18 protein-coding genes are annotated in these 19,098 nt (G+C 68.2%); 2 read left to right on the top strand and 16 right to left on the bottom strand.

Annotation, left to right across the window (positions count from 1 at the left end):
- The first annotated feature begins 53 nt into the window (after window positions 1-53).
- Window positions 54-1,802: an ABC-F family ATP-binding cassette domain-containing protein gene (locus AC5Y39_RS18190; RefSeq protein WP_500020574.1), complete on the top strand. Its 1,749-nt coding sequence runs from the start codon at window positions 54-56 to the stop codon at window positions 1,800-1,802.
- On the opposite strand, the gene argH is transcribed toward AC5Y39_RS18190, so the two are convergent.
- From argH to AC5Y39_RS18130, 12 genes are all read right to left on the bottom strand, one after another.
- Complete coding sequence (gene argH / locus AC5Y39_RS18185) at window positions 1,799-3,199, bottom strand: argininosuccinate lyase (protein WP_500020572.1); 1,401 nt, start codon at window positions 3,197-3,199, stop codon at window positions 1,799-1,801. The genes AC5Y39_RS18190 and argH overlap by 4 nt on opposite strands.
- A gap of 94 nt (window positions 3,200-3,293) precedes the next feature.
- Window positions 3,294-4,493, bottom strand: a complete 1,200-nt coding sequence (locus tag AC5Y39_RS18180; RefSeq protein WP_500020570.1) for an argininosuccinate synthase — start codon at window positions 4,491-4,493, stop codon at window positions 3,294-3,296.
- Window positions 4,494-4,511: 18 nt separating this feature from the next.
- Window positions 4,512-5,009 (bottom strand): arginine repressor, encoded by a 498-nt coding sequence (locus AC5Y39_RS18175; RefSeq protein ID WP_500020568.1) that lies wholly within the window; start codon window positions 5,007-5,009, stop codon window positions 4,512-4,514.
- Window positions 5,006-5,929 (bottom strand): ornithine carbamoyltransferase, encoded by a 924-nt coding sequence (gene argF, locus AC5Y39_RS18170; RefSeq protein WP_500020566.1) that lies wholly within the window; start codon window positions 5,927-5,929, stop codon window positions 5,006-5,008. The genes AC5Y39_RS18175 and argF overlap by 4 nt, the downstream gene beginning before the upstream one ends.
- The gene (locus tag AC5Y39_RS18165; protein ID WP_500020611.1) at window positions 5,926-7,068 is read right to left on the bottom strand and encodes an acetylornithine transaminase; all 1,143 of its coding nucleotides are present in this window, start codon (window positions 7,066-7,068) and stop codon (window positions 5,926-5,928) included. The genes argF and AC5Y39_RS18165 overlap by 4 nt, the downstream gene beginning before the upstream one ends.
- 26 nt (window positions 7,069-7,094) lie before the next feature.
- On the bottom strand, window positions 7,095-7,976 hold the full coding sequence (gene argB / locus AC5Y39_RS18160; protein ID WP_500020564.1) for an acetylglutamate kinase: 882 nt from the start codon (window positions 7,974-7,976) through the stop codon (window positions 7,095-7,097).
- Window positions 7,973-9,187 (bottom strand): bifunctional glutamate N-acetyltransferase/amino-acid acetyltransferase ArgJ, encoded by a 1,215-nt coding sequence (argJ, locus tag AC5Y39_RS18155; protein ID WP_500020562.1) that lies wholly within the window; start codon window positions 9,185-9,187, stop codon window positions 7,973-7,975. The genes argB and argJ overlap by 4 nt, the downstream gene beginning before the upstream one ends.
- On the bottom strand, window positions 9,184-10,218 hold the full coding sequence (gene argC, locus AC5Y39_RS18150) for an N-acetyl-gamma-glutamyl-phosphate reductase (protein ID WP_500020560.1): 1,035 nt from the start codon (window positions 10,216-10,218) through the stop codon (window positions 9,184-9,186). The genes argJ and argC overlap by 4 nt, the downstream gene beginning before the upstream one ends.
- A 134-nt stretch (window positions 10,219-10,352) precedes the next feature.
- On the bottom strand, window positions 10,353-12,839 hold the full coding sequence (gene pheT, locus AC5Y39_RS18145) for a phenylalanine--tRNA ligase subunit beta (protein ID WP_500020558.1): 2,487 nt from the start codon (window positions 12,837-12,839) through the stop codon (window positions 10,353-10,355).
- Window positions 12,839-13,882, bottom strand: coding sequence for a phenylalanine--tRNA ligase subunit alpha (pheS, locus tag AC5Y39_RS18140; protein ID WP_500020556.1), 1,044 nt, complete (start codon window positions 13,880-13,882; stop codon window positions 12,839-12,841). Before pheS ends, pheT begins: the two co-directional genes overlap by 1 nt.
- A 51-nt stretch (window positions 13,883-13,933) precedes the next feature.
- On the bottom strand, window positions 13,934-14,719 hold the full coding sequence (locus AC5Y39_RS18135) for a rhomboid-like protein (protein WP_500020554.1): 786 nt from the start codon (window positions 14,717-14,719) through the stop codon (window positions 13,934-13,936).
- Between the two features lie 8 nt (window positions 14,720-14,727).
- Window positions 14,728-15,651 (bottom strand): adenylate/guanylate cyclase domain-containing protein, encoded by a 924-nt coding sequence (locus tag AC5Y39_RS18130; RefSeq protein WP_500020553.1) that lies wholly within the window; start codon window positions 15,649-15,651, stop codon window positions 14,728-14,730.
- A 210-nt stretch (window positions 15,652-15,861) separates the two neighbouring features.
- Here AC5Y39_RS18130 and AC5Y39_RS18125 point away from each other — a divergent pair, with 210 nt between their 5' ends.
- Window positions 15,862-16,884, top strand: coding sequence for an oxygenase MpaB family protein (locus tag AC5Y39_RS18125; protein ID WP_499910139.1), 1,023 nt, complete (start codon window positions 15,862-15,864; stop codon window positions 16,882-16,884).
- On the opposite strand, the gene AC5Y39_RS18120 is transcribed toward AC5Y39_RS18125, so the two are convergent.
- From AC5Y39_RS18120 to infC, 4 genes are all read right to left on the bottom strand, one after another.
- Entirely contained in the window at window positions 16,881-17,678 is a 798-nt protein-coding gene (locus tag AC5Y39_RS18120) for a TrmH family RNA methyltransferase (RefSeq protein ID WP_500020609.1), read from the bottom strand. The two genes, AC5Y39_RS18125 and AC5Y39_RS18120, sit on opposite strands and share 4 nt — an antisense overlap.
- Window positions 17,675-18,067, bottom strand: a complete 393-nt coding sequence (gene rplT / locus AC5Y39_RS18115; RefSeq protein WP_499964011.1) for a 50S ribosomal protein L20 — start codon at window positions 18,065-18,067, stop codon at window positions 17,675-17,677. Before rplT ends, AC5Y39_RS18120 begins: the two co-directional genes overlap by 4 nt.
- A gap of 87 nt (window positions 18,068-18,154) precedes the next feature.
- Window positions 18,155-18,349 (bottom strand): 50S ribosomal protein L35, encoded by a 195-nt coding sequence (gene rpmI / locus AC5Y39_RS18110; RefSeq protein ID WP_500020551.1) that lies wholly within the window; start codon window positions 18,347-18,349, stop codon window positions 18,155-18,157.
- Between the two features lie 6 nt (window positions 18,350-18,355).
- Window positions 18,356-18,949, bottom strand: a complete 594-nt coding sequence (gene infC / locus AC5Y39_RS18105; protein ID WP_499910135.1) for a translation initiation factor IF-3 — start codon at window positions 18,947-18,949, stop codon at window positions 18,356-18,358.
- Between the last annotated feature and the right edge of the window lie 149 nt (window positions 18,950-19,098).

Here is a 19,098-nt window from a genome sequence, read left to right as displayed (position 1 = left end):
CCCCAGATTGCCGCCCGCCATTCTGGCACGTCGCTACATATCATCGGCGGCTGATGCCCAACCTCCTCAACGCCGAGCGCGTCACCGTCTCCTACGGCACGCGCACGTTGCTCGACGCGGTCAGCCTGGGGGTGGACGACGGCGACGCGATCGGGGTCGTCGGGCGCAACGGCCACGGCAAGACGACGCTGCTGACCACCTTGGCCGCTGTCCGTGCGCCCGACGGCGGCCGGATCACGCATACCGCGGGCTTGTCGGTCGGCTACCTCGGCCAGACCGACGACTTCGACAGCAGCCACACGGTGCGCCGGATCATCGTCGCCGGCCGGCCCGACCACGTCTGGGCAGGCGACCCGACCACCCGTGCCGTGGTCCAGCACCTGCTGGCGGGCGTCGACCTGGACGCCGCGGTCGGCACGCTCAGCGGTGGTGAGCGCCGCAGGGTCGCGCTGGTGGCCGTGTTGCTGGCCCGCCACGACGTGCTGATGCTCGACGAACCGACCAACCACCTCGACGTGGAGGCCATCGGTTGGCTGGCCGGGCATCTGGCCGCCGGTGCCGCGAGGGCGCTGGTGATGGTGAGCCACGACCGGTGGTTCCTCGATGCGGTCTGCACCCGGATGTGGGAGGTGCACGACGGCGTGGTCGACGCTTACGACGGCGGGTATGCGGCGTATGTGCTGGCTCGCGCCGAACGGATGCGCCTGGCGGCCAGTGCCGAGGCGCGCCGGCGCAACCTGATGCGCAAAGAGCTCGCGTGGCTTCGGCGTGGACCGCCGGCACGCACCTCCAAATCCAGATTTCGCATTCAGGCGGCCAACGCCCTCATCGCCGACGAACCACCGCCGCGCGATTCCCTGGTGCTGCAACGGTTTGCCGCCAGCCGTCTGGGCAAAGACGTGTTCGACCTGCACGGTGTGCGGCTGGAAGTGGGTGGCCGCTGCGTGCTCGACGGCGTGGACTGGTCGATCGGCCCCGGGGCACGCATCGGGCTGGTCGGCGTCAACGGCAGCGGCAAGACATCGGTGCTGCGGCTGCTGGCCGGCCACCTGTCACCCACTGCAGGAAAGGTCAAGCGGGGCAAGACTTTACGTATCGGCTACCTCAGCCAGGGTTTGGCCGAGCTTGCCGGTGAGGAACGTGTCCTCGATGCGGTGGAGAGTCGGCGGCGCATCGCACAGCTTGCCGGTGGCCGGGAAGTCAGCGCGGCCACGCTGCTCGAGGACTTCGGATTCACCGGCGACCTGATGACCGCACGGATCGCTGACCTGTCCGGTGGCGAGCGCCGGCGGCTGCAGTTCCTGCGGCTGCTGCTGGACGAGCCGAACGTGCTGCTGCTCGACGAGCCGACCAACGACCTCGACATCGACACCCTGACCGTGGTCGAAGACTACCTGGACGGCTGGGCGGGCACATTGATCGTCGTCAGCCATGACCGGTACTTCCTGGAGCGCGTCACCGACGTCACGTACGCACTGTCCGGCGACGGCCGCTGCGAGTTGCTGCCGGGTGGCATCGATCAGTATCTGGCGGCGCGCCAACAAGCTACGGGTCCACGCGGCGGAGCCGACCGGGATCGGGCCGAGTCGGCTGCCGCGCGTGCTCGGCGCACCGGAAAAGACTTGGCGCGCATCGAAAGCCAGCTCGACAAGGCGGAAAGGCGAATCGCCGAGTTGCACGAGGCGATGGCCGCCGCCGCCCACGATCACGTCCGGCTGGCTGAGCTGACCGCCGAATTAGACTCCGTCACACGGCGTAAAGTCGAGCTCGAGGACGCGTGGTTGGCGGCGGCAGAAGGCTAACGCCCCAGCGCATTGCGCAGGTGATCTGCTTTCTCCTGGACGACGTCAAGCTGTCTGGCAACCTGCGCCGGTGCGGTGCCCCCGCGGGCGTCACGGGAGGCGACCGAGCCCTCGACTGTCAGCACCTCGCGAACCTGCGGCGTGAGCTGCGGGTGGGCCTGCGCGAGTTCCTCGTCGGTGAGGTCTTGCAGCCCGACGCCGCGGGCCTCGGCCGTGCGGACCGCCGCGCCGGCGGCTTCATGCGCGACACGGAACGGAACACCCTGCCGGACCAGCCATTCGGCGAGATCGGTGGCCAGTGTGTACCCGGCAGGCGCGAGCTCAGCCAGCCGCTGCTCGTCGAATCGCAACGTCGACACGAGGCCGGCCATCGCCGGCAGCAGCAGCTCCAGCTGCGCCACCGAGTCGAAGACCGGCTCCTTGTCCTCCTGCAGATCGCGGTTGTAGGCCAGCGGCTGGGCCTTGAGCGTGGCCAGCAGACCGGTCAGGTTGCCGATCATCCGGCCGGACTTTCCGCGGGCCAGCTCGGCGATGTCGGGGTTCTTCTTCTGCGGCATGATCGAACTGCCGGTCGACCACGCGTCGGCCAGCGTCATATATCCGAATTCTGTTGTGCTCCAGAGGATCACGTCCTCGGCGAGCCGCGACAGATCCACACCGATCATCGCGAGCACGAACGCCGCCTCGGCGGCGAAGTCACGTGCAGCGGTGGCATCGATCGAGTTGTCAGCTGCCGCAACGAAACCCAGCTCGTCAGCGATCGCATCCGGGTCCAGCCCCAACGACGAGCCGGCCAATGCACCGGACCCGTACGGTGACGTGGCCGCGCGCTTGTCGCAGTCGACGATGCGTTCGACGTCCCGCAGCAGCGGATGGGCATGTGCCAGTAGGTGATGCGCGAGCAGCACCGGCTGGGCGGGCTGAAGGTGCGTCTTCCCCGGCATGATTGCGGCCGGATGAGCGGCGGCCTGGGTGGTCAACGCCGCGACGACGTCGAGCACACCCGCGGCCACCCGCCGCAGCGCGTCGCGCAGCCACATCCGGAACAGTGTCGCGACTTGGTCGTTGCGTGACCGCCCGGCCCGCAGCCGTCCGCCGAGGTCGTCGCCGACCCGTTCGATCAGTCCGCGCTCCAGTGCGCTGTGCACGTCCTCGTCGCTGTCGTCGGGGCCGAAGCTGCCGTTGGCCACGTCGGCGGCGAGACCATCCAACCCGGCAAGCAGCCCGTCGCGCTGCTGTTCGGTGAGCAGCCCGGCCCGAAAGAGCACGCGCACATGAGCTTTCGAGGCTGCGATGTCGTAGGGGGCGAGAGCCCAGTCGAAGTGGGTGGACTTGCTCAGCGCGGTGAGCTCAGGCGCCGGCCCGCCGGCGAATCGGCCACCCCACAGCTTGCTCACCGCCCTCCCCTTTCCCCGCGAGCGTGCGCGTCTGCACGGCGACACGCCGGGGCTGGTGTGCAACGGCGCACGCTCGTGCCATGGCGAGGGTGCATCACGTGCTCAGGTCGCGCCGGGCGGCGATCTTCGAGGACAGCCCGTGGACGTGGACGAAACCTCGTGCGGCGGACTGGTCGAACGTGTCGCCCTCGTCGTACGTGGCCAGGTTGAAGTCGTAGAGCGACTCGGGGCTGCGGCGGCCGTTGACGGCAATGTGCCCACCGTGCAACACCATTCGGATCTCCCCGGTGACGTGTTCTTGCGTCTTGGCGACGAACGCCTCCAGCGCGGTCTTCAGCGGCGAATACCACAGCCCGTCATATACGAGCTCGGCCCAGCGCTGATCGGTGGTTCGCTTGAACCTGCCGAGTTCGCGTTCCAGCGTCACGTGTTCGAGCTCGGTGTGCGCGGTGATCAACACCATCGCACCGGGTGCCTCGTAGATTTCGCGGCTCTTGATCCCGACGAGGCGGTCCTCGACGACGTCGAGCCGGCCGACACCTTGCGCGCCGGCGCGCCGGTTGAGCTCTTCGATCGCTTCCAGCGCGGTGACCGCGCGGCCGTCGATCGACACCGGCACACCGCGTTCGAAGCCGACGATCACCTCATCAGGCGTGGACCAATTGAGGGTGGGGTCTTCGGTGTATGAGTACACGTCCTTAGTGGGCGCGTTCCACAGATGCTCCAGGAAACCGGTTTCCACTGCCCGGCCCCAGACGTTCTGGTCGACGGAGAACGGCGAGCGCTTGCTGACGGTGATCGGGATCGCGTTCTCCTCGGCGAACGCGATGGCCTTCTCGCGGGTCCACGCGTAGTCGCGGACCGGCGCCAGTACCTCGAGATCCGGTGCCAGCGAGGCGAATCCGACTTCGAAGCGCACTTGATCGTTGCCCTTGCCGGTGCAGCCGTGCGCGACCGTGCTGCCGCCGTGCTCCCGTGCCGCGGCCACGAGGTGCTTGACGATCAGCGGCCGGCTGATCGCCGACACCAGCGGATAGCGGTCCATGTACAGCCCGTTGGACTGGATCGTGGGCACGCAGTACTCGTTGGCGAACTCGTCGCGTGCGTCGACCACCACCGCCTCGACCGCGCCGCAGTCGAGGGCACGCTGGCGCACCAGCTCCATGTCCTCGCCGCCCTGTCCGAGGTCGATCGCCACGGCCACCACCTCGCGGCCGGTCTCTTTGCCGATCCAGCTGATCGCCACCGACGTGTCCAGACCGCCGGAGTACGCCAGGATGACGCGATCAGACATCAATAATCTCCTTGTTCGTCAACGCAATTCGTCAAGTCGGGTGGCCAGCTCGGCGCCGGTCATCGGGTCGCGTGCGACCACCAGTATCGTGTCGTCGCCGGCGACGGTGCCTACGACGTAGGGAAGGGCGGCGCGGTCGATCGCCAGGGCCAGATAGTGGGCGGCGCCCGGCGGGGTGCGCAGCACGGCGAGGTTACCGCTGGCATCGGTGGAAACCAGCAGCTCGCCCAGCAGCCGCGAAAGCCGTTCTGTGCCACCGGAAACCCCGCGCACTGGGCTGCCGTCCTCGGGAACCACGTATGCGCCCGCGCCGCCGTCGGCGCCGCGCAGCTTCACCGCGCCGAGCTCTTCGAGATCGCGCGACAGGGTGGCCTGGGTGGTTTCGATGCCCTCTTCGGCCAGTGCGGCGGCCAGTTCGCTCTGACTGCGCACAGCGCGCGACGACAGGATCGCGACGATGCGGGCCTGCCGGGCGGCGCGGGTAGTGCCGACCTCGGGTGCTTTGCCAGTGGTCATCGGCTCCGCTCCAGCAGCCAGACCAGTAGGGCCTTCTGGGTGTGCAGCCTGTTCTCGGCCTCGTCCCAGACGGCACTGTGCACACCGTCGATGACCTCGTCGGTGATCTCGTCACCTCGGTGGGCCGGAAGGCAGTGCAGCACAATGGCATCGGTGTCCGCATAGCTCAGCAGCTGGCTGTCCACCCGGAACGGCACGAACGGTCCGACCCGGTCGAGCCCGTCGTCCTCCTGGCCCATCGATGTCCACGTGTCCGTGACGAGCACGTCGGCGCCGTCGGCAGCAGCCGCTGGCTCGGACGTGACCGTGACGGATGCGCCGGTATCGCCGGCACGCGTCTTTGCGGCGGCTAGTACGTCGGGATGCGGTTCGAATCCTTGCGGCGCCGCGACGGTGACGTGCATGCCGGCGGTCGCGCCGCCGAGCAGCAGGGAGTGCGCCATGTTGTTGGCGCCGTCGCCGAAGTACGACAGTCGCAGACCGTCGAGGTGGCCCTTGCGCTCGACGACCGTCTGCAGATCGGCCAGTACCTGGCAGGGGTGGAATTCGTCCGATAGCGCATTGACTACCGGCACGGTGGCGGCAGAGGCCATTGCGGCGAGCCGGTCTTGGCCGTAGGTGCGCCACACGATCGCGTCGACATAGCGGGACAGCACCCGCGCGGTGTCCTCCAGAGTCTCGTCGCGGCCGAGCTGGGTGGCACGTCCGTCGACGACGACGGCGTGGCCGCCGAGTTGGGCGATGCCGAGTTCGAACGAGAACCGGGTGCGCGTCGAATTCTTGTCGAAGATAACCGCGACGCCGCGCGGGCCGTCGAGCGGTCGGCGACCGAAGGGGTCCTTCTTGATCTCGGCGGCCAGCTGCAGCACCTCGGCCTGCTCGGCGGGCGTGAGGTCGTCGTCGCGCAGAAAGTGCTTCACTGGCTTGCCTTTTCGAGCACGTGCGGCAGGGCGGTGAGGAACTCGTCGATCTGCGCCTCGGTGATGATCAGCGGGGGCGCGAGCCGCACGACATTCGGGGCCGGCGCGTTGACCAGGAAGCCGGCTTCGCGGGCGGCCGCCTCCACCGGCTTGGCCACCGGCGAACTCAGCACGACACCGCGCAGCAGGCCACGGCCGCGGACATGGTCGACGAGTGGGTGATCGAGGGACTCGATGCCGTGGCTGAGGGTCTTGCCGAGCACCCCGGCACGCCCGACGAGGTCGTGCTCGCCGATAGTGCGCAGCACCGCCAGCGCTGCCGCCGCACACACCGGGTTGCCGCCGAATGTGCTGCCGTGCAGCCCTGGTGTCATCAATCCGGCGGCTCGGCCTACTGCGATGCAGGCGCCGATCGGCAGCCCGCCGCCGAGGCCCTTGGCCATGGTGACGACGTCGGGTGTGATGCCGTCGTGCTGATGGGCGAAGAATGCGCCGGTGCGACCCATACCGGTCTGAACCTCGTCGAGCACCAACAATGCGCCGTGCGCGGCCGTGATCTCCCGCGCCGCAACAAGATAGCCCGCGGGCGGGACGACCACGCCGCTCTCACCCATGATCGGCTCGAGAAACACCGCCGCGGTGTCATCGGCTACAGCGGCTGCGAGCGCGTCGATGTCGCCGTAGGGCACGTGAGTCACGTCGCCGGGCAGCGGTTCGAACGGCGCCTGCTTCGTGGGCTGGCCGGTCAACGCCAGCGCACCCATGGTGCGGCCATGGAAAGCTTCTTGTGCCGCGACAAGTTTCGTGCGCCCCGTCAGCCGCGACAACTTGAACGCCAGCTCATTGGCCTCGGCTCCGGAGTTGCAGAAGAACACACGCGCCTCGGCGTCGGCGCCCAACAGCCCGATCAACGCCTCCGCCAACGCGATTCCGGGTTCGTGCATGTAGAGGTTCGACGTGTGGCCCAGCGTGTTCAGCTGGCGCGTCACCGCCTCGATGACGGCCGGGTGGCGGTGGCCGAGCACGTTGACCGCGATGCCGCCGAGCAGGTCGAGGTAGCGGTTGCCGTCGACGTCGGTGACGACGGCACCGTCGCCGCTGGCCAACGCCAGGGGCGGCGTGCCGTAGTTGTCCATCATCACGGCGGCCCAGCGGTCTTGCAGCGTCACGCTTTCACCACCTTCGTGCCAGTGCCGGCGTCAGTGAGCAACTCGACCAGCACGCAATGGTCGACGCGGCCGTCGATCACGTGTGCGCTGGGCACCCCGGCTCCCACCGCCCGCAGACAGGCCTCCACCTTCGGCACCATGCCGGCGTCCAGCGTGGGCAGTAGCTCGGCCAGCGTATGCGTGTCGATCTCGCTGACGAATGAGCTGCGGTCCGGCCAGCGGGTGTAGATGCCCTCCACATCGGTGAGCATGAGCAGCTTTTCGGCTGCCAACGCTTCGGCGAGCGCCGCGGCGGCGGTGTCGGCGTTGATGTTGTGCACGACTCCGTCAGCGTCGGGCGCCAACGAGGACACCACCGGAATGCGGCCTGCCCCAATGAGATCCAGCACTGCGGCGGTGTTCACGGCAGCCACGTCGCCGACCAGGCCGATGTCGGTGGCCACGCCGTCGACGGTGACACTGCGGCGCACCGCGGTGAACAACTGGGCGTCTTCGCCGGTGATCCCCACCGCGTAGGGGCCGTGCGCGTTGATGTGATTGACCAGTTCACGACCCACTTGCCCGAACAGCACCATCCGCGCGACATCGAGCACTTCCGGCGTGGTGACCCGGAAGCCGGCCTTGAAATCGCCCGCGATGCCGAGGCGTTTCAGCATCGCGGTGATCTGAGGCCCTCCCCCGTGCACGACGACGGGATGAATGCCGCAGGTGCGCAAGAAGACCATGTCCGCGGCGAACGCCTGGCGCAACGCATCGTCGGTCATCGCGTTGCCGCCGTACTTCACCACGACGATCTTGTCGTGCAGCGCTTTCAGCCAGGGCAGCGCCTCGGCGAGCACATGTGCCTTGATCTGCGGCGTGAGCGTGGGGGCGGTCATGAGCTGTAAGCCGAGTTCTCTTCGACATAGCCGTGCGACAGGTCGGTGGTCCGGATAGATGCGTGTGCGTCGCCGACGCCGATGTCCACCGTCACGTCGACGTCAGGCGCGCTGAGGTCCACTTCACGTGCGCCCGGTGCGCCGACCCCGTCGACACATACTCGAAAGCCGTTGAAGGACACCGTGATCCGGTCGGGATCCAATTGAACCGGCGCCATCCCGACCGCGGCCACCACCCGGCCCCAGTTCGGGTCGGAGCCGAACAGCGCGGTCTTGACCAGGCTGTCGCGGGCGATCACCCGTGCCGCGGTAAGCGCGTCGTCTTCCGTCGCGGCGCCGGTGACGGTGATCGTCACCCGTTTGGTGACACCTTCGGCATCGGCCTGCAGCTGGACGACGAGGTCGTCGCACACCCGTAGCAGGGCATCGTCGAGATCGGCTTGGCTGGGCGCGATCTCACTGGCGCCGGAGGCCAGAAGCACGACGGTGTCATTGGTGGAGCAGCTGCCGTCTACGTCGAGCCGATCGAACGTCGCCGCGGTGGCGCGGCGCAACGCGGTGTCGAGCGCGTCCGCATCGGCGACCGCATCGGTGGTGATCACGCACAGCATGGTGGCCAGCGACGGCGCAAGCATCCCCGCGCCCTTGGCCATTGCGCCGACGGTCCAGTTGTCGGCGTGGTGCAGCGTAACCTGTTTGGGCACGGTGTCGGTGGTCATGATGGCGCGTGCGGCCTCTTCACCGCCGGACAGGCCGCCGGCCAGGTCGTGGACAATATCCCGCACGCCTGCAAGCACCTTGTCCATCGGCAGCCGGTCACCGATCAACCCGGTCGAGCAGACGCCCACCTCGATGGCGCCGGTTTCGGTTCCCCAGTCCGACAGCGCAGCCGCCACCGCTTCCGCGGTCGCATGGGTGTCCTGGAAGCCTTGGGGCCCTGTGCACGCGTTGGCGCCGCCGGAGTTGAGGATCACGGCGCGCAGGCGGCCGGTGGTCATGACCTGCTGTGTCCACAACACCGGGGCGGCCTTGACCTTGTTGCGAGTGAACACCGCAGCTGCGTGGTAGTCCGGTCCTTCGTTGAACACCAGGGCCAGATCGAGGCCACCGGAGGCTTTGATGCCCGCTGAGATGCCGGCCGCGCGAAAGCCTGCAGGGGCGGTGACACCCTGGCTGCGGATAAGCCGGGTGTGCGTCGACAGCCCCGTCACGGCGCTACCCCGACGATCGAAAGTCCTTCGGTCTCAGGCCATCCCAGCGCAAGGTTCATCGACTGCACCGCTGCGCCGCCGGTTCCTTTGACCAGGTTGTCGATTGCGCACACGGCGACGAACATGCCGGCGTCCTCGTCGACCGCGATCGCTACCTGGGCGGCGTTGCTTCCGACGACCGCACCGGTGCGCGGTAATTGGCCTTCTGGCAGCAGGTATACGAAAGGCTCGCTGTCGTAAGCCTTTTCGTACGCCTCTCGAAGCCGCGACAGCGGGGTAGCCGTTCGCGCGGTGCAGGTGGCCAGGATGCCGCGCGACATCGGGACCAGCACCGGGGTGAACGAAACGTGCACGGGACGGTCGGTGAGCGCCTGTAGGCCCTGCGCGATCTCCGGGGTGTGGCGGTGGACGCCCCCGATGTTGTAGGCGCGCGCCGACCCGATGACCTCCGAGCCGAGCAGGTCCGCCTTGGCGGCGCGCCCGGCGCCTGAGGTTCCGCTAACGGCTACCACGCTGACGACGGGCTCGATGAGGTTTTCGTCGACGGCGGGCAGCAGCGCCAGCAGCGCCGCCGTCGGATAGCAGCCTGGCACCGCGATGCGACGCGCGCCGCGCAACCGGTCGCGGTGGCCGGGGAGTTCGGGCAACCCGTAGGGCCAGTTGCCGGCATGCGGCGAGTCGTAGTAGCGCTCCCATGCGGCCGCATCTTTGAGTCGGAAGTCCGCACCGCAGTCGATGATCAGCGTGTCGGGGCCGAGTTGTTCGGCGAGTGTTGCGGAGTGGCCGTGCGGCAGGGCGAGAAAGACGACGTCGTGTCCTGAGAGCACGCGCGCCTCGGTGGGTTCGAGCACCCGAGCGGCCAGCGGCAGCAGATGCGGATGGTGCTCGGCCAGCGTGCTGCCGGCGCTCGTCGCAGCGGTGAGCGCTCCGATCGTCAGCCGGCCGTCGGCGTAGGCGGGGTGGCCGAGCAGCAACCGCAGGATCTCCCCGCCCGCATACCCGCTCGCCCCTGCAACAGCCACCGTGGTCATGCCGGGAATTTTCGCATGGTTATGCAAACCGTTGCAAATTCATTCCTACTTAGTTGTGGCGAGCGTGCGCTGTTGCACGCGTCGCACCGGCGTGTCGTGGTGCAGACACGCCCGCTCGCGGCAGGGAACGGGCGTCAGCCGCGCTGGACCGCCCCAACCTGCTCGGCGGCGCGGCGCACCGCTGACTGCCGCGCCGCCGAGGCCTCTTCCTCGGTCAGCGTGCGGTCGGCGGCCCGGAACCGCAGCGCCAGCGTCAGCGACTTGCGGCCCTCGCCGATCTGCGGGCCGGTGTAGACGTCGAACAGCTGGATGTCCTCCAGCAGCTCGCCGGCGCCTTCCCGCAGCGCGTCGATCACGGCTTGGGCGGCGACATCGGTCGCGACGACGAGGCTGACGTCCTGGAACACCGCCGGGAACGGCGAGACCGTCGGCGCCGGCAGCGACTCGGCGATCGGGATCGCGTCGAGATCCAGCTCAACTGCGCAGGTGCCCTTCGGCAATCCGCTGCGCTCCACCACCGCCGGATGCAGTTGGCCCGCATACCCGACGACCGTGTGCCCGACCAGTACTTGCGCACACCGGCCCGGATGCCACGGCAGCTGTTGAGCCGCGCGCAGCGTCAGCTCCACACCGGCCGCTCGCGCCACCGTGCGCACTACCTCGAACGCGTCGGCCGCTTCCACCGGCCGGCCCGGCCCCCACGGCCCGCGCGGCTCGCGCAGTCCGGCCATCACCGCAGCGACATGCTGCGGTTGGCGCGGCAGCGAGTCGTCGAGCGCGGCGATCTCCGCGTCGGTCGGGCGGCGATCCACCGGCAGCGGGTCGCTCGCCCGGGTGCGCTCCGTCGGCAACACCACCTGCTCGACCGCGAACAGCGAGACGTCGACGAAGCCGCGAGACACGTTGCGGCTCAACGCTTCCAAGAGTCCCGGCAGCAGCGTCGTCGCCAACTCTGGGCGGTCGGCCTCCAGCGGGTTGAGCACCTTGGCCGTGACGCGTCGCGGATCGTCGTCAGGCAGACCCCACTGGTCGAACACGCCCGCGGGCAGAAACGGCGACGGCAACACCTCGATGTAGCCGGACAGCGCGAGCGACTTGCTGATCGCCCGGCGGCGTTTCTGCCCGGCCGTCAGTCCGCGGCCGGGCGGCGCCAGCGGCATCACCGACGGAATCAGCTCGAGCCCCTCCAGCCGCAGCACCTCCTCGACGAGGTCGGCCCGCTGCAGAAGATCTGGCCGCCAGCTCGGCGGCGTCACGGTCAGTGTTGCGTCGCGCGACGTCACGGTTGCGCCGATCTGCTCCAGGCGCCGCCGCGTGGCACCGTCGGGGTAGCTCACCCCTGCCATGCGGTCGGGCAGATCGGCGGCCATGTCGATGGGCGGCATCGACCAGTCGTCGCGGGGCGGCTCACCGCGCCAGTCGGTGAGCTTGGGTTGCACTGTGCCACCTGCGATTTCGGCCAGCAACGCCGACGCGCGGTCCAGAGCCGCCACGGAGATAGCCGGGTCGACGGAACGCTCGTAACGGCGCGCGGACTCGCTGGGCAGATGCAGTCGGCGCTGCGTGCGCGACACGGCGGCGGGGTCCCAAACGGCAGCCTCGAGCAGCACGTCGGTGGAGTCGTCGCGCATCTCGGTGGTGCCGGCGCCCATCACGCCGCCGATCGCCGCGGTGGCGACGTCGTCGACGATCAACACGTCTTGTGCGGTCAGCCGCCGTTCGATGTCGTCGAGGGTGACGACGGTCTCGCCTTCTCGTGCGAACCGCACACGCAGTCCGCCGGTGATCCGGTTGCTGTCATGCGCGTGCATGGGATGGCCGAGCTCGAGCATCACGTAGTTGGTCACGTCGACGGCCGGCGAGATCGGCCGGATCCCGCACAGCAGAAGCCGCCGGCGCAACCACCACGGCGACACCGCGGCCGCGTCGATGTCGGTCACCGGACGCAGCGCGAACCGCCGCACACCCGTTGCGGGGTCGATGCTCAACGGCCAGGCCTCGCCCTCGGCGGGTAGCGTCGGCACGTCGGCCGGGTCGACGAAGTCGAGGTCGTAGGCGCACGCAATCTCGCGGGCCAGGCCGCGCACCGACAAGCAGTAGCCGCGGTCGGGGGTGATCGCAAGATGAAACACCACATCGTCGAGTCCCAGGACTGCCACCGCGTCGTCACCGGGCGATGCCGTGCCCTCGGGCAGCACCATGATCCCGCTGTGGTCGACGCCCAGGCGCAGCTCGGCCGCCGAGCAGATCATGCCGTCGGAGATCCGCCCGTAAGTCTTGCGCGACCCAATCGTGAAATCACCCGGCAGCACCGTACCGGGAAGTGCCACGACCACCAGCTCGCCGACCGCGAAATTTGTTGCGCCGCAGACGATGTCGCGAGGATCGTCCTCACCCACATCCACCTTCACCGCGCGGATCGGCTTCTTGAACTCGGTGAGTTCTTCGATGTCGACGACGCGGCCGATGGTGAGCGGGCCGGTGACGGGGCCCACCGGGATGATCTCTTCGACCTCGTGTCCGATGCGGATCAACGCTTGCTCGAGCTCGTCGGGCGGCACGTCCCAGCCCGGCGCTCCGGCCTGCACGACGTCGCGCAGCCAGCTGTACGGAACCCGCATCAGGCTCCTACCCCGAACGGCAGCGAGAAGCGGATGTCACCTTCGACCATGTCGCGCATGTCCGAGATGCCGTTGCGGAACTGAAGCGTGCGCTCCAGGCCCATGCCGAATGCGAACCCGGAGTAGACGTCGGGGTCGATCCCGCAGGCGCGCAATACATTCGGGTGCACCATTCCGCAGCCGCCCCACTCGACCCAGCCTGCGCCGCCCTTCTTGCCGGCGAACCAGACGTCGACTTCGGCCGACGGCTCGGTGAACGGGAAGAAGTGCGGGCGGAAGCGGGTGCGGCCCTGCGGCCCGAACTCCGCTCGCGCGAACGCGTCGAGTGTGCCACGCAGATGCGCCATGGTCAGGCCGCGATCCACGGCAAGCCCCTCGACCTGGTGAAACACCGGAGTGTGCGTGGCGTCGAGTTCGTCGGTGCGGAAGGTGCGCCCGATCGAGACGACGTACACGGGCAGCTCGCGCTCGAGGAGCGCGCGGATCTGCACAGGCGACGTGTGGGTGCGCAGCACTTGGCGCGAACCGTCCGGTGCGACGTGGAACGTGTCTTGTTCGCTGCGCGCCGGGTGGTCGGGCGGGAAGTTCAGTGCGTCGAAGTTGAACTGCTCCGTTTCCAGCTCCGGTCCCTCGACGACCTCCCAGCCCATCGCGACGAACGTGTCGGCAACGTGCTCACCGAGAATCGTGATCGGGTGCCGCGCTCCGACCGGCTGGCGGGTGGACGGCAGCGTGACGTCGATGCGTTCGGCGACGAGCACAGCGGCGTCGCGTTCGGCCCGCAGCACAGCCAGCCGCTCGTCGTATGCCCGCTGCACCTCGGCACGTGCGATGTTGACGCGCCGGCCGGCGTCGGCGCGATCCGTCTTGGGCAGGCTGCCCAGAGCCTGGCGGGCCAGTGCCACGGGCGAGCGGTCGCCCAGATGTTCGGTCTTGGCCCGCGCCAGCGCGTCGAGGTCGGCAGCCAGATCGAAGGCATGACGAGCAGCACTGACTGCCTTGGCCAGTGCTTCTTCCGAGAGGTCCACGGGCTGATCAGCCACCCGGCGATCATAGGTGATGCCGGCGCGCCGCTACCTCGACGCTTAGTGCCGCTACGTCGTCGCAGCGGCCAGTTCGGGCGCGGCACGACGCACGCGCCACCGGCTTGCGATCCAGCGCGCGGTGAGCCCGCCTACGACCCCGACGATCGGCGCGAGCACCAGCGAGAGCCCGGTGTTCACCAGAACCAGATAGCCGAATGCGGCGCCCGTCCCGAACAGCACCACGCGTACGCGGGTCCAGCGTGTGACTGTGCGGAACCGCAGCGACAGCACAATGCCGACCAGCAGCGCCACGAAGTGGCCGCCGTCGGTGAAGTCGGCGTTGGCGCACACCGCCAGCAGCCCCACCGACACCCACCAGCCGATCCAGGCCGGCCGCCAGCGTGCCGGAATCGCGGCGGTGAGCGCACCCAATATCGCGACGGCGCCGTAGCTGATCCCGACGTCCGGGTCGTGCGCGACGGACATCGGCAGCCAGCCCAGCTTGATGGCCGAGGCCAACCCTGCCGCAACGATCAGCGTCGCCCCCACATGCCCTGCGGCGAAGGTGACCAGCACCCGCCCGCTGCGCCACAGCAGCTCCGCCAATGCCAGCAAGCTGACCAGGCCCGGCAACCACACCCAAATGGGTCCTGTCTCGGTGACGAACGCGCTGCCGATCAAGGTGCCGAGCCGGAAGTGGGCGAGATTGTGCAGATTCGTGCTCATGTGGGTGATCACGTGGTGCTGTGCCGAGGGGCCGAGCATCACCAGCGTGACGGCGACCGCCAGCAGGGCACCCGCATAACCAAGCGTGACCCGCAAGCGAAACAATGTGGACAGCGTTCGCGTGACCATCGACTCCACTATTCCTGGGCGCGACCGTTTTTCGGCGTATCGGCGGCTGCGAGGTCTCTGCGAGTTTCCAGCCGATACATGGTGATGTCGGGAGGTACCCCGCTGAGCCGGTGGGCAAACCTGGGCCGGCGCAAGCGCTTGGCGTAGACGCCGAGCTGCTCGAGCTGCTCGGGTGTCAACCGCTCCAGCGTGGCACCCGACACCAGCACACCGCCCTTGCCTGCGCATTCCATCACGCGGGCCGCGATGTTGACGTCGACGCCCAGCCAATCAGAGCCGATCCGTTGCGGTCGGCCCGTGTGGATGCCGACCCGCATCACGGGCGAGTAGCCCTCTACCTCAATGCTTTTGAGCGCCTCGGTGGCGACGCTGATCGCGGCGATGGCGGTGACCGGGTCGGGGAACACGGCCATGATGCCGTCGCCCATCCGCTTGACCACCTGACCGCCGACTTCCAGCAGCGGCGGTTCCACGACCTGCGCCACTTGTCGCAGCAGCTTGAGAGTGGCGTCGTCACCCGCCTTCAAGGCCCATCGAGAGAACCCGACCAAGTCGGTGAACACCAGCGTCACTTCGTCCTGCGTGGGCTTGCGGGTGATGCGTTCGCTGAGCGCCTGCCACACCTGCAACGCGCCGAGACTGAGTTCGCGGGTCACCGCGTCGCGATCGCCCAGCAGACGATCCGTGGCACGCGCAGCTGCGGCCGGTCCGCCGATCCCGCTCGCCGACAGCCGGTCGCCGAAGTGCGGGTCGCCCGGCAGGGCTTTACGGGCGCGACGGATCGCGGCGATGACCCCGGGTTTGTGATTCGTGTTCGTCAGCCACGCCGCTGCTCCGCCCCGCTTGTGTGGCGATTGCTCCGGCCGGTCATCGGGTGACCCGTCAACTTCCCCGAGGCCGCCGGTTGCGTCGCCGGACGGCTCGACTTGCACATCCGCCAGCGTAGAGGCCGGTTCTGACCGCTAGCAATGTCGGCTGTGCCTCACTGTCGCAGTCGGTTGGGTAAACAGCCTGGTCACAGCGCCGCGACGGGGTGATTGCCCGCGAATAACACACCACCGCAGGCTGGTAGACAACGTGTGTTGTCAACATTATTCTCGGGACACTGGCAGTTCTCAGGAGGAAGCGTGCGCGCGCCATCCATTACCGGTTCGTCCCCGAACTCCGACGTCGACCCGCTCGGACCCGATTCGCTGACGTGGAAGTACTTCGGTGACCTGCGTACCGGAATGATGGGCGTGTGGATCGGCGCCCTGCAGACCATGTACCCCGAGCTCGGTGCGGGCGTCGAGGAGCACTCGATCGTGTTGCGCGAACCGCTGCAGCGGGTGGCCCGGTCGGTGTACCCGATCATGGGCGTGGTGTACGACGGAGACCGGGCGCGCCAGACCGGCGAGCAGGTCCGCAGCTACCACAAGACCATCAAGGGCGTCGACGCCGAGGGCCGTCGCTATCACGCGCTGAACCCGGAAACGTTCTACTGGGCGCACGCCACGTTTTTCATGCTGGTGCTCAAGACGGCCGAATACTTCTGCGGTGGGCTGACCGAGGCCGAGAAGCGCCAGCTGTTCGACGAGCACGTGCGGTGGTACCGCATGTACGGCATGAGCATGCGCCCCGTGCCCAAGACCTGGGAAGAATTCCAGCAGTACTGGGACCGGGTGTGCCGCGAGGAACTGGAGATGAACCAGGCGGCGCGCGACATCTTCGACATCCGCATCCCCAAGCCGAAATTCGTGTTGCTGCCCACGCCCGTGTGGGATCAGATGTTCAAACCCCTGATCGCGGGGCAACGCTGGATTGCGGCCGGGCTGTTCGACCCGGCGGTGCGCGAGAAGGCCGGCATGCGCTGGACCCCCGGCGACGAGATCCTGCTGCGGCTTTTCGGCAAGGCCGTCGAAGCACTGTTCGTGGTGGTACCCGAGGAGATTCGGCTACATCCGCGGGCCGTGGCGGCCTACAAGCGTGCGGCCGGCAAATTGCCCGCAGACGCGCCGCTGGTTGAGGCGCCGGCCTTCATGGGGCCGCCTCGCGACCGGCGTGGCCTGCCGATGCACTACGTCCCCCGCCGTAAGACAATCGTCGAGCGTGCCGGGTCGCTGGTGCACAGCACGTTTTCACTGGCCGGGCTGCGGCCTGCACGGGGGCGAAGCCGGGCTGCTTAGCGGCGGTGCAGCCGCTGCACCCGTGCCGTCATATACAGGCAAATCGCCGCTGCGGCAGCAACGTTGAGGCTTTCGGCACCGCCGGACATCGGTATCCGCACGCGCCGGTCGGCACGTTCTGCGATCTCCGGCGCCAACCCGTGTGCTTCGGAACCGAACAGCCACGCGGTCGGCGCCGCGAGCGCCGTCTCCGCCTCGTCGAGGGTGACCTCGCCGTCGAGCGTCGTCGCGAACACCTGCAGGGCCGCCTCGTGCAACGCGTCGATCACCGCCGCGGGATCCGGCTCCACGACTACCGGGATCGTGAACACGCTGCCGGCGGAAGCCCGCAGGCACTTCGCGTTGTACGGATCGACACTGTGGCCCGACAGGACCACCGCGGCCGCGCCCAATGCGTCGGCGAGCCGGACCAGCGTGCCGGCATTGCCGGGTTCAGAGACCCCGACAGCGACGACGACCCGCGGCGGCTGCTCGGCGAGGACATCGGACAGCGACACCGCCCGACGCTCGCACACCGCCACCAGACCTATCTGAGTAACGGTGTCCGACAAGGCTTTTGCGGCGCGATCAGTCACCAGATGGACTGGCACATCGGCGCTGTCGAGCAGGGCGCGGAACCGCGAAGCAGCGGCCTCGGTGACGAACAATTCGCGCGCCGTCCCCTGACGCAACGCCGCCGCGACGAGGTTCGGTCCTTCGGCGAGGAACCGCCCGGCCCGCTGACGGGCGACGTGGCGGTGCAACTTCGCCGCCGCGGTCACCCGCGACGAGCGTTCGGTGAGGACCGGCCTCAGGCGGCCTCGCCGGACGTCGGAGCGTTGACATCGTCAGGCAGCGCGGCTTTCGCAACGGCCACCAGCGCGGTGAATGCCGCCGGATCGCTCACTGCGATCTCGGCCAGGTTCTTGCGGTCGACCTCCACGCCGGCCGTCTTGAGGCCTTGGATGAACCGGTTGTAGGTGATGTCGTTGGCGCGGGCGGCCGCGTTGATCCGGGAGATCCACAGCTTGCGGAACTCGCCCTTGCGCGCCCGACGGTCGCGGTAGGCGTAGTTGAGCGAACGCAGCTGCTGTTCTTTGGCTTTCCGGTACAGCCGAGACCGCTGGCCGCGGTAGCCCTTGGAGGCTTTGAGGATGGTGCGCCGCTTCTTGTGGGCGTTGACCGCCCGCTTCACGCGTGCCATGGCTTGTTGGTCCTATCTCGTTCGTGTAGAGGAATCAGAGGAAATGGTCGTTCGGGCCGACGTCGCTCCCTGTGGGGTGCGGATTGCTCAGCCGTTCAACAACTTCCGAATCCGGCCGGCGTCCTTGGTGGACACCGTGACGCGGCCTTCAAGCCGTCGCGTCCGCGTCGTGGGCTTGTGCTCGAAGAGGTGGCGACGGTTGGCCCGCTGACGCACGATCTTGCCGGTTCCGGTGCGCCGGAACCGCTTCGACGCTCCGCTGTGGGTCTTGGCCTTGGGCATTTGTCCTCAGTTCTGTGAAGTTTCGGTGGTGTCTGGCTGGCCATTCGGCTGACCGCTGGCCTGTTGCGCCGCGCGCGCCCGAGTCTTCGCACCGCGGTGCGGCGCCAGCACCATCGTCATGTTGCGGCCATCCTGCTTGGCCGAGGTCTCGACGAAGCCGTAGTCGGCGACGTCTGCGCCCAGCCGCTGCAACAGCCGGTAGCCCAGCTCGGGGCGGGACTGTTCGCGGCCGCGGAACATGATCGTCACCTTGACCTTCGAGCCGGCTTCCAGGAAGCGGATGACGTGACCCTTCTTGGTCTCGTAATCATGCGGGTCGATCTTGGGACGCAGCTTCTGCTCTTTGACGACGGTTTGCTGCTGGTTCTTGCGAGACTCGCGCGCCTTCTGGGCCGTCTCGTACTTGAACTTGCCGTAGTCCATGATCTTGCAGACCGGCGGCTTGGCGTCGGGGGCTACTTCGACAAGGTCGAGATCGGCATCCGCGGCGACGCGGAGTGCGTCTTCGATGCGCACAATCCCTACCTGCTCGCCGCCGGGTCCTATCAGACGGACTTCTGGAACTCGAATGCGCTCGTTGACGCGGGTCTCAGTGGTGATGTGGCCTCCCTGGGTCGTACATATTGTGTCCTTACGACGCGGTTCGTGAACGCGGATTCAGAAGACAGCAGTCGAGGCCTCGCCGTCAGCAAAAGAGCCCCGTCTGATGCGGGGCCCGATACCGACCGATCGCGGCGTGACGCCGCCCG

It is taken from the genome of Mycobacterium sp. NGS39 (assembly GCF_059812765.1).
The sequence above is the reverse complement of the archived record's forward strand: the minus strand, read 5'-3'. Positions and strand labels throughout refer to the sequence as shown.

What these genes read in the sequence shown, in the direction of transcription:
- argC (WP_500020560.1), bottom strand. Translation starts at nt 10,218, where the DNA reads ATGACCACGGTGGCTGTTGCAGGGGCGAGCGGGTATGCGGGCGGGGAG.
- rpmI (WP_500020551.1), bottom strand. Translation starts at nt 18,349, where the DNA reads ATGCCCAAGGCCAAGACCCACAGCGGAGCGTCGAAGCGGTTCCGGCGC.
- AC5Y39_RS18135 (WP_500020554.1), bottom strand. Translation starts at nt 14,719, where the DNA reads ATGGTCACGCGAACGCTGTCCACATTGTTTCGCTTGCGGGTCACGCTT.
- rplT (WP_499964011.1), bottom strand. Translation starts at nt 18,067, where the DNA reads ATGGCACGCGTGAAGCGGGCGGTCAACGCCCACAAGAAGCGGCGCACC.
- pheT (WP_500020558.1), bottom strand. Translation starts at nt 12,839, where the DNA reads ATGCGGGTTCCGTACAGCTGGCTGCGCGACGTCGTGCAGGCCGGAGCG.
- argB (WP_500020564.1), bottom strand. Translation starts at nt 7,976, where the DNA reads ATGACCGCCCCCACGCTCACGCCGCAGATCAAGGCACATGTGCTCGCC.
- AC5Y39_RS18190 (WP_500020574.1), top strand. Translation starts at nt 54, where the DNA reads ATGCCCAACCTCCTCAACGCCGAGCGCGTCACCGTCTCCTACGGCACG.
- AC5Y39_RS18175 (WP_500020568.1), bottom strand. Translation starts at nt 5,009, where the DNA reads ATGACCACTGGCAAAGCACCCGAGGTCGGCACTACCCGCGCCGCCCGG.
- AC5Y39_RS18165 (WP_500020611.1), bottom strand. Translation starts at nt 7,068, where the DNA reads ATGATGGACAACTACGGCACGCCGCCCCTGGCGTTGGCCAGCGGCGAC.
- AC5Y39_RS18180 (WP_500020570.1), bottom strand. Translation starts at nt 4,493, where the DNA reads ATGTCTGATCGCGTCATCCTGGCGTACTCCGGCGGTCTGGACACGTCG.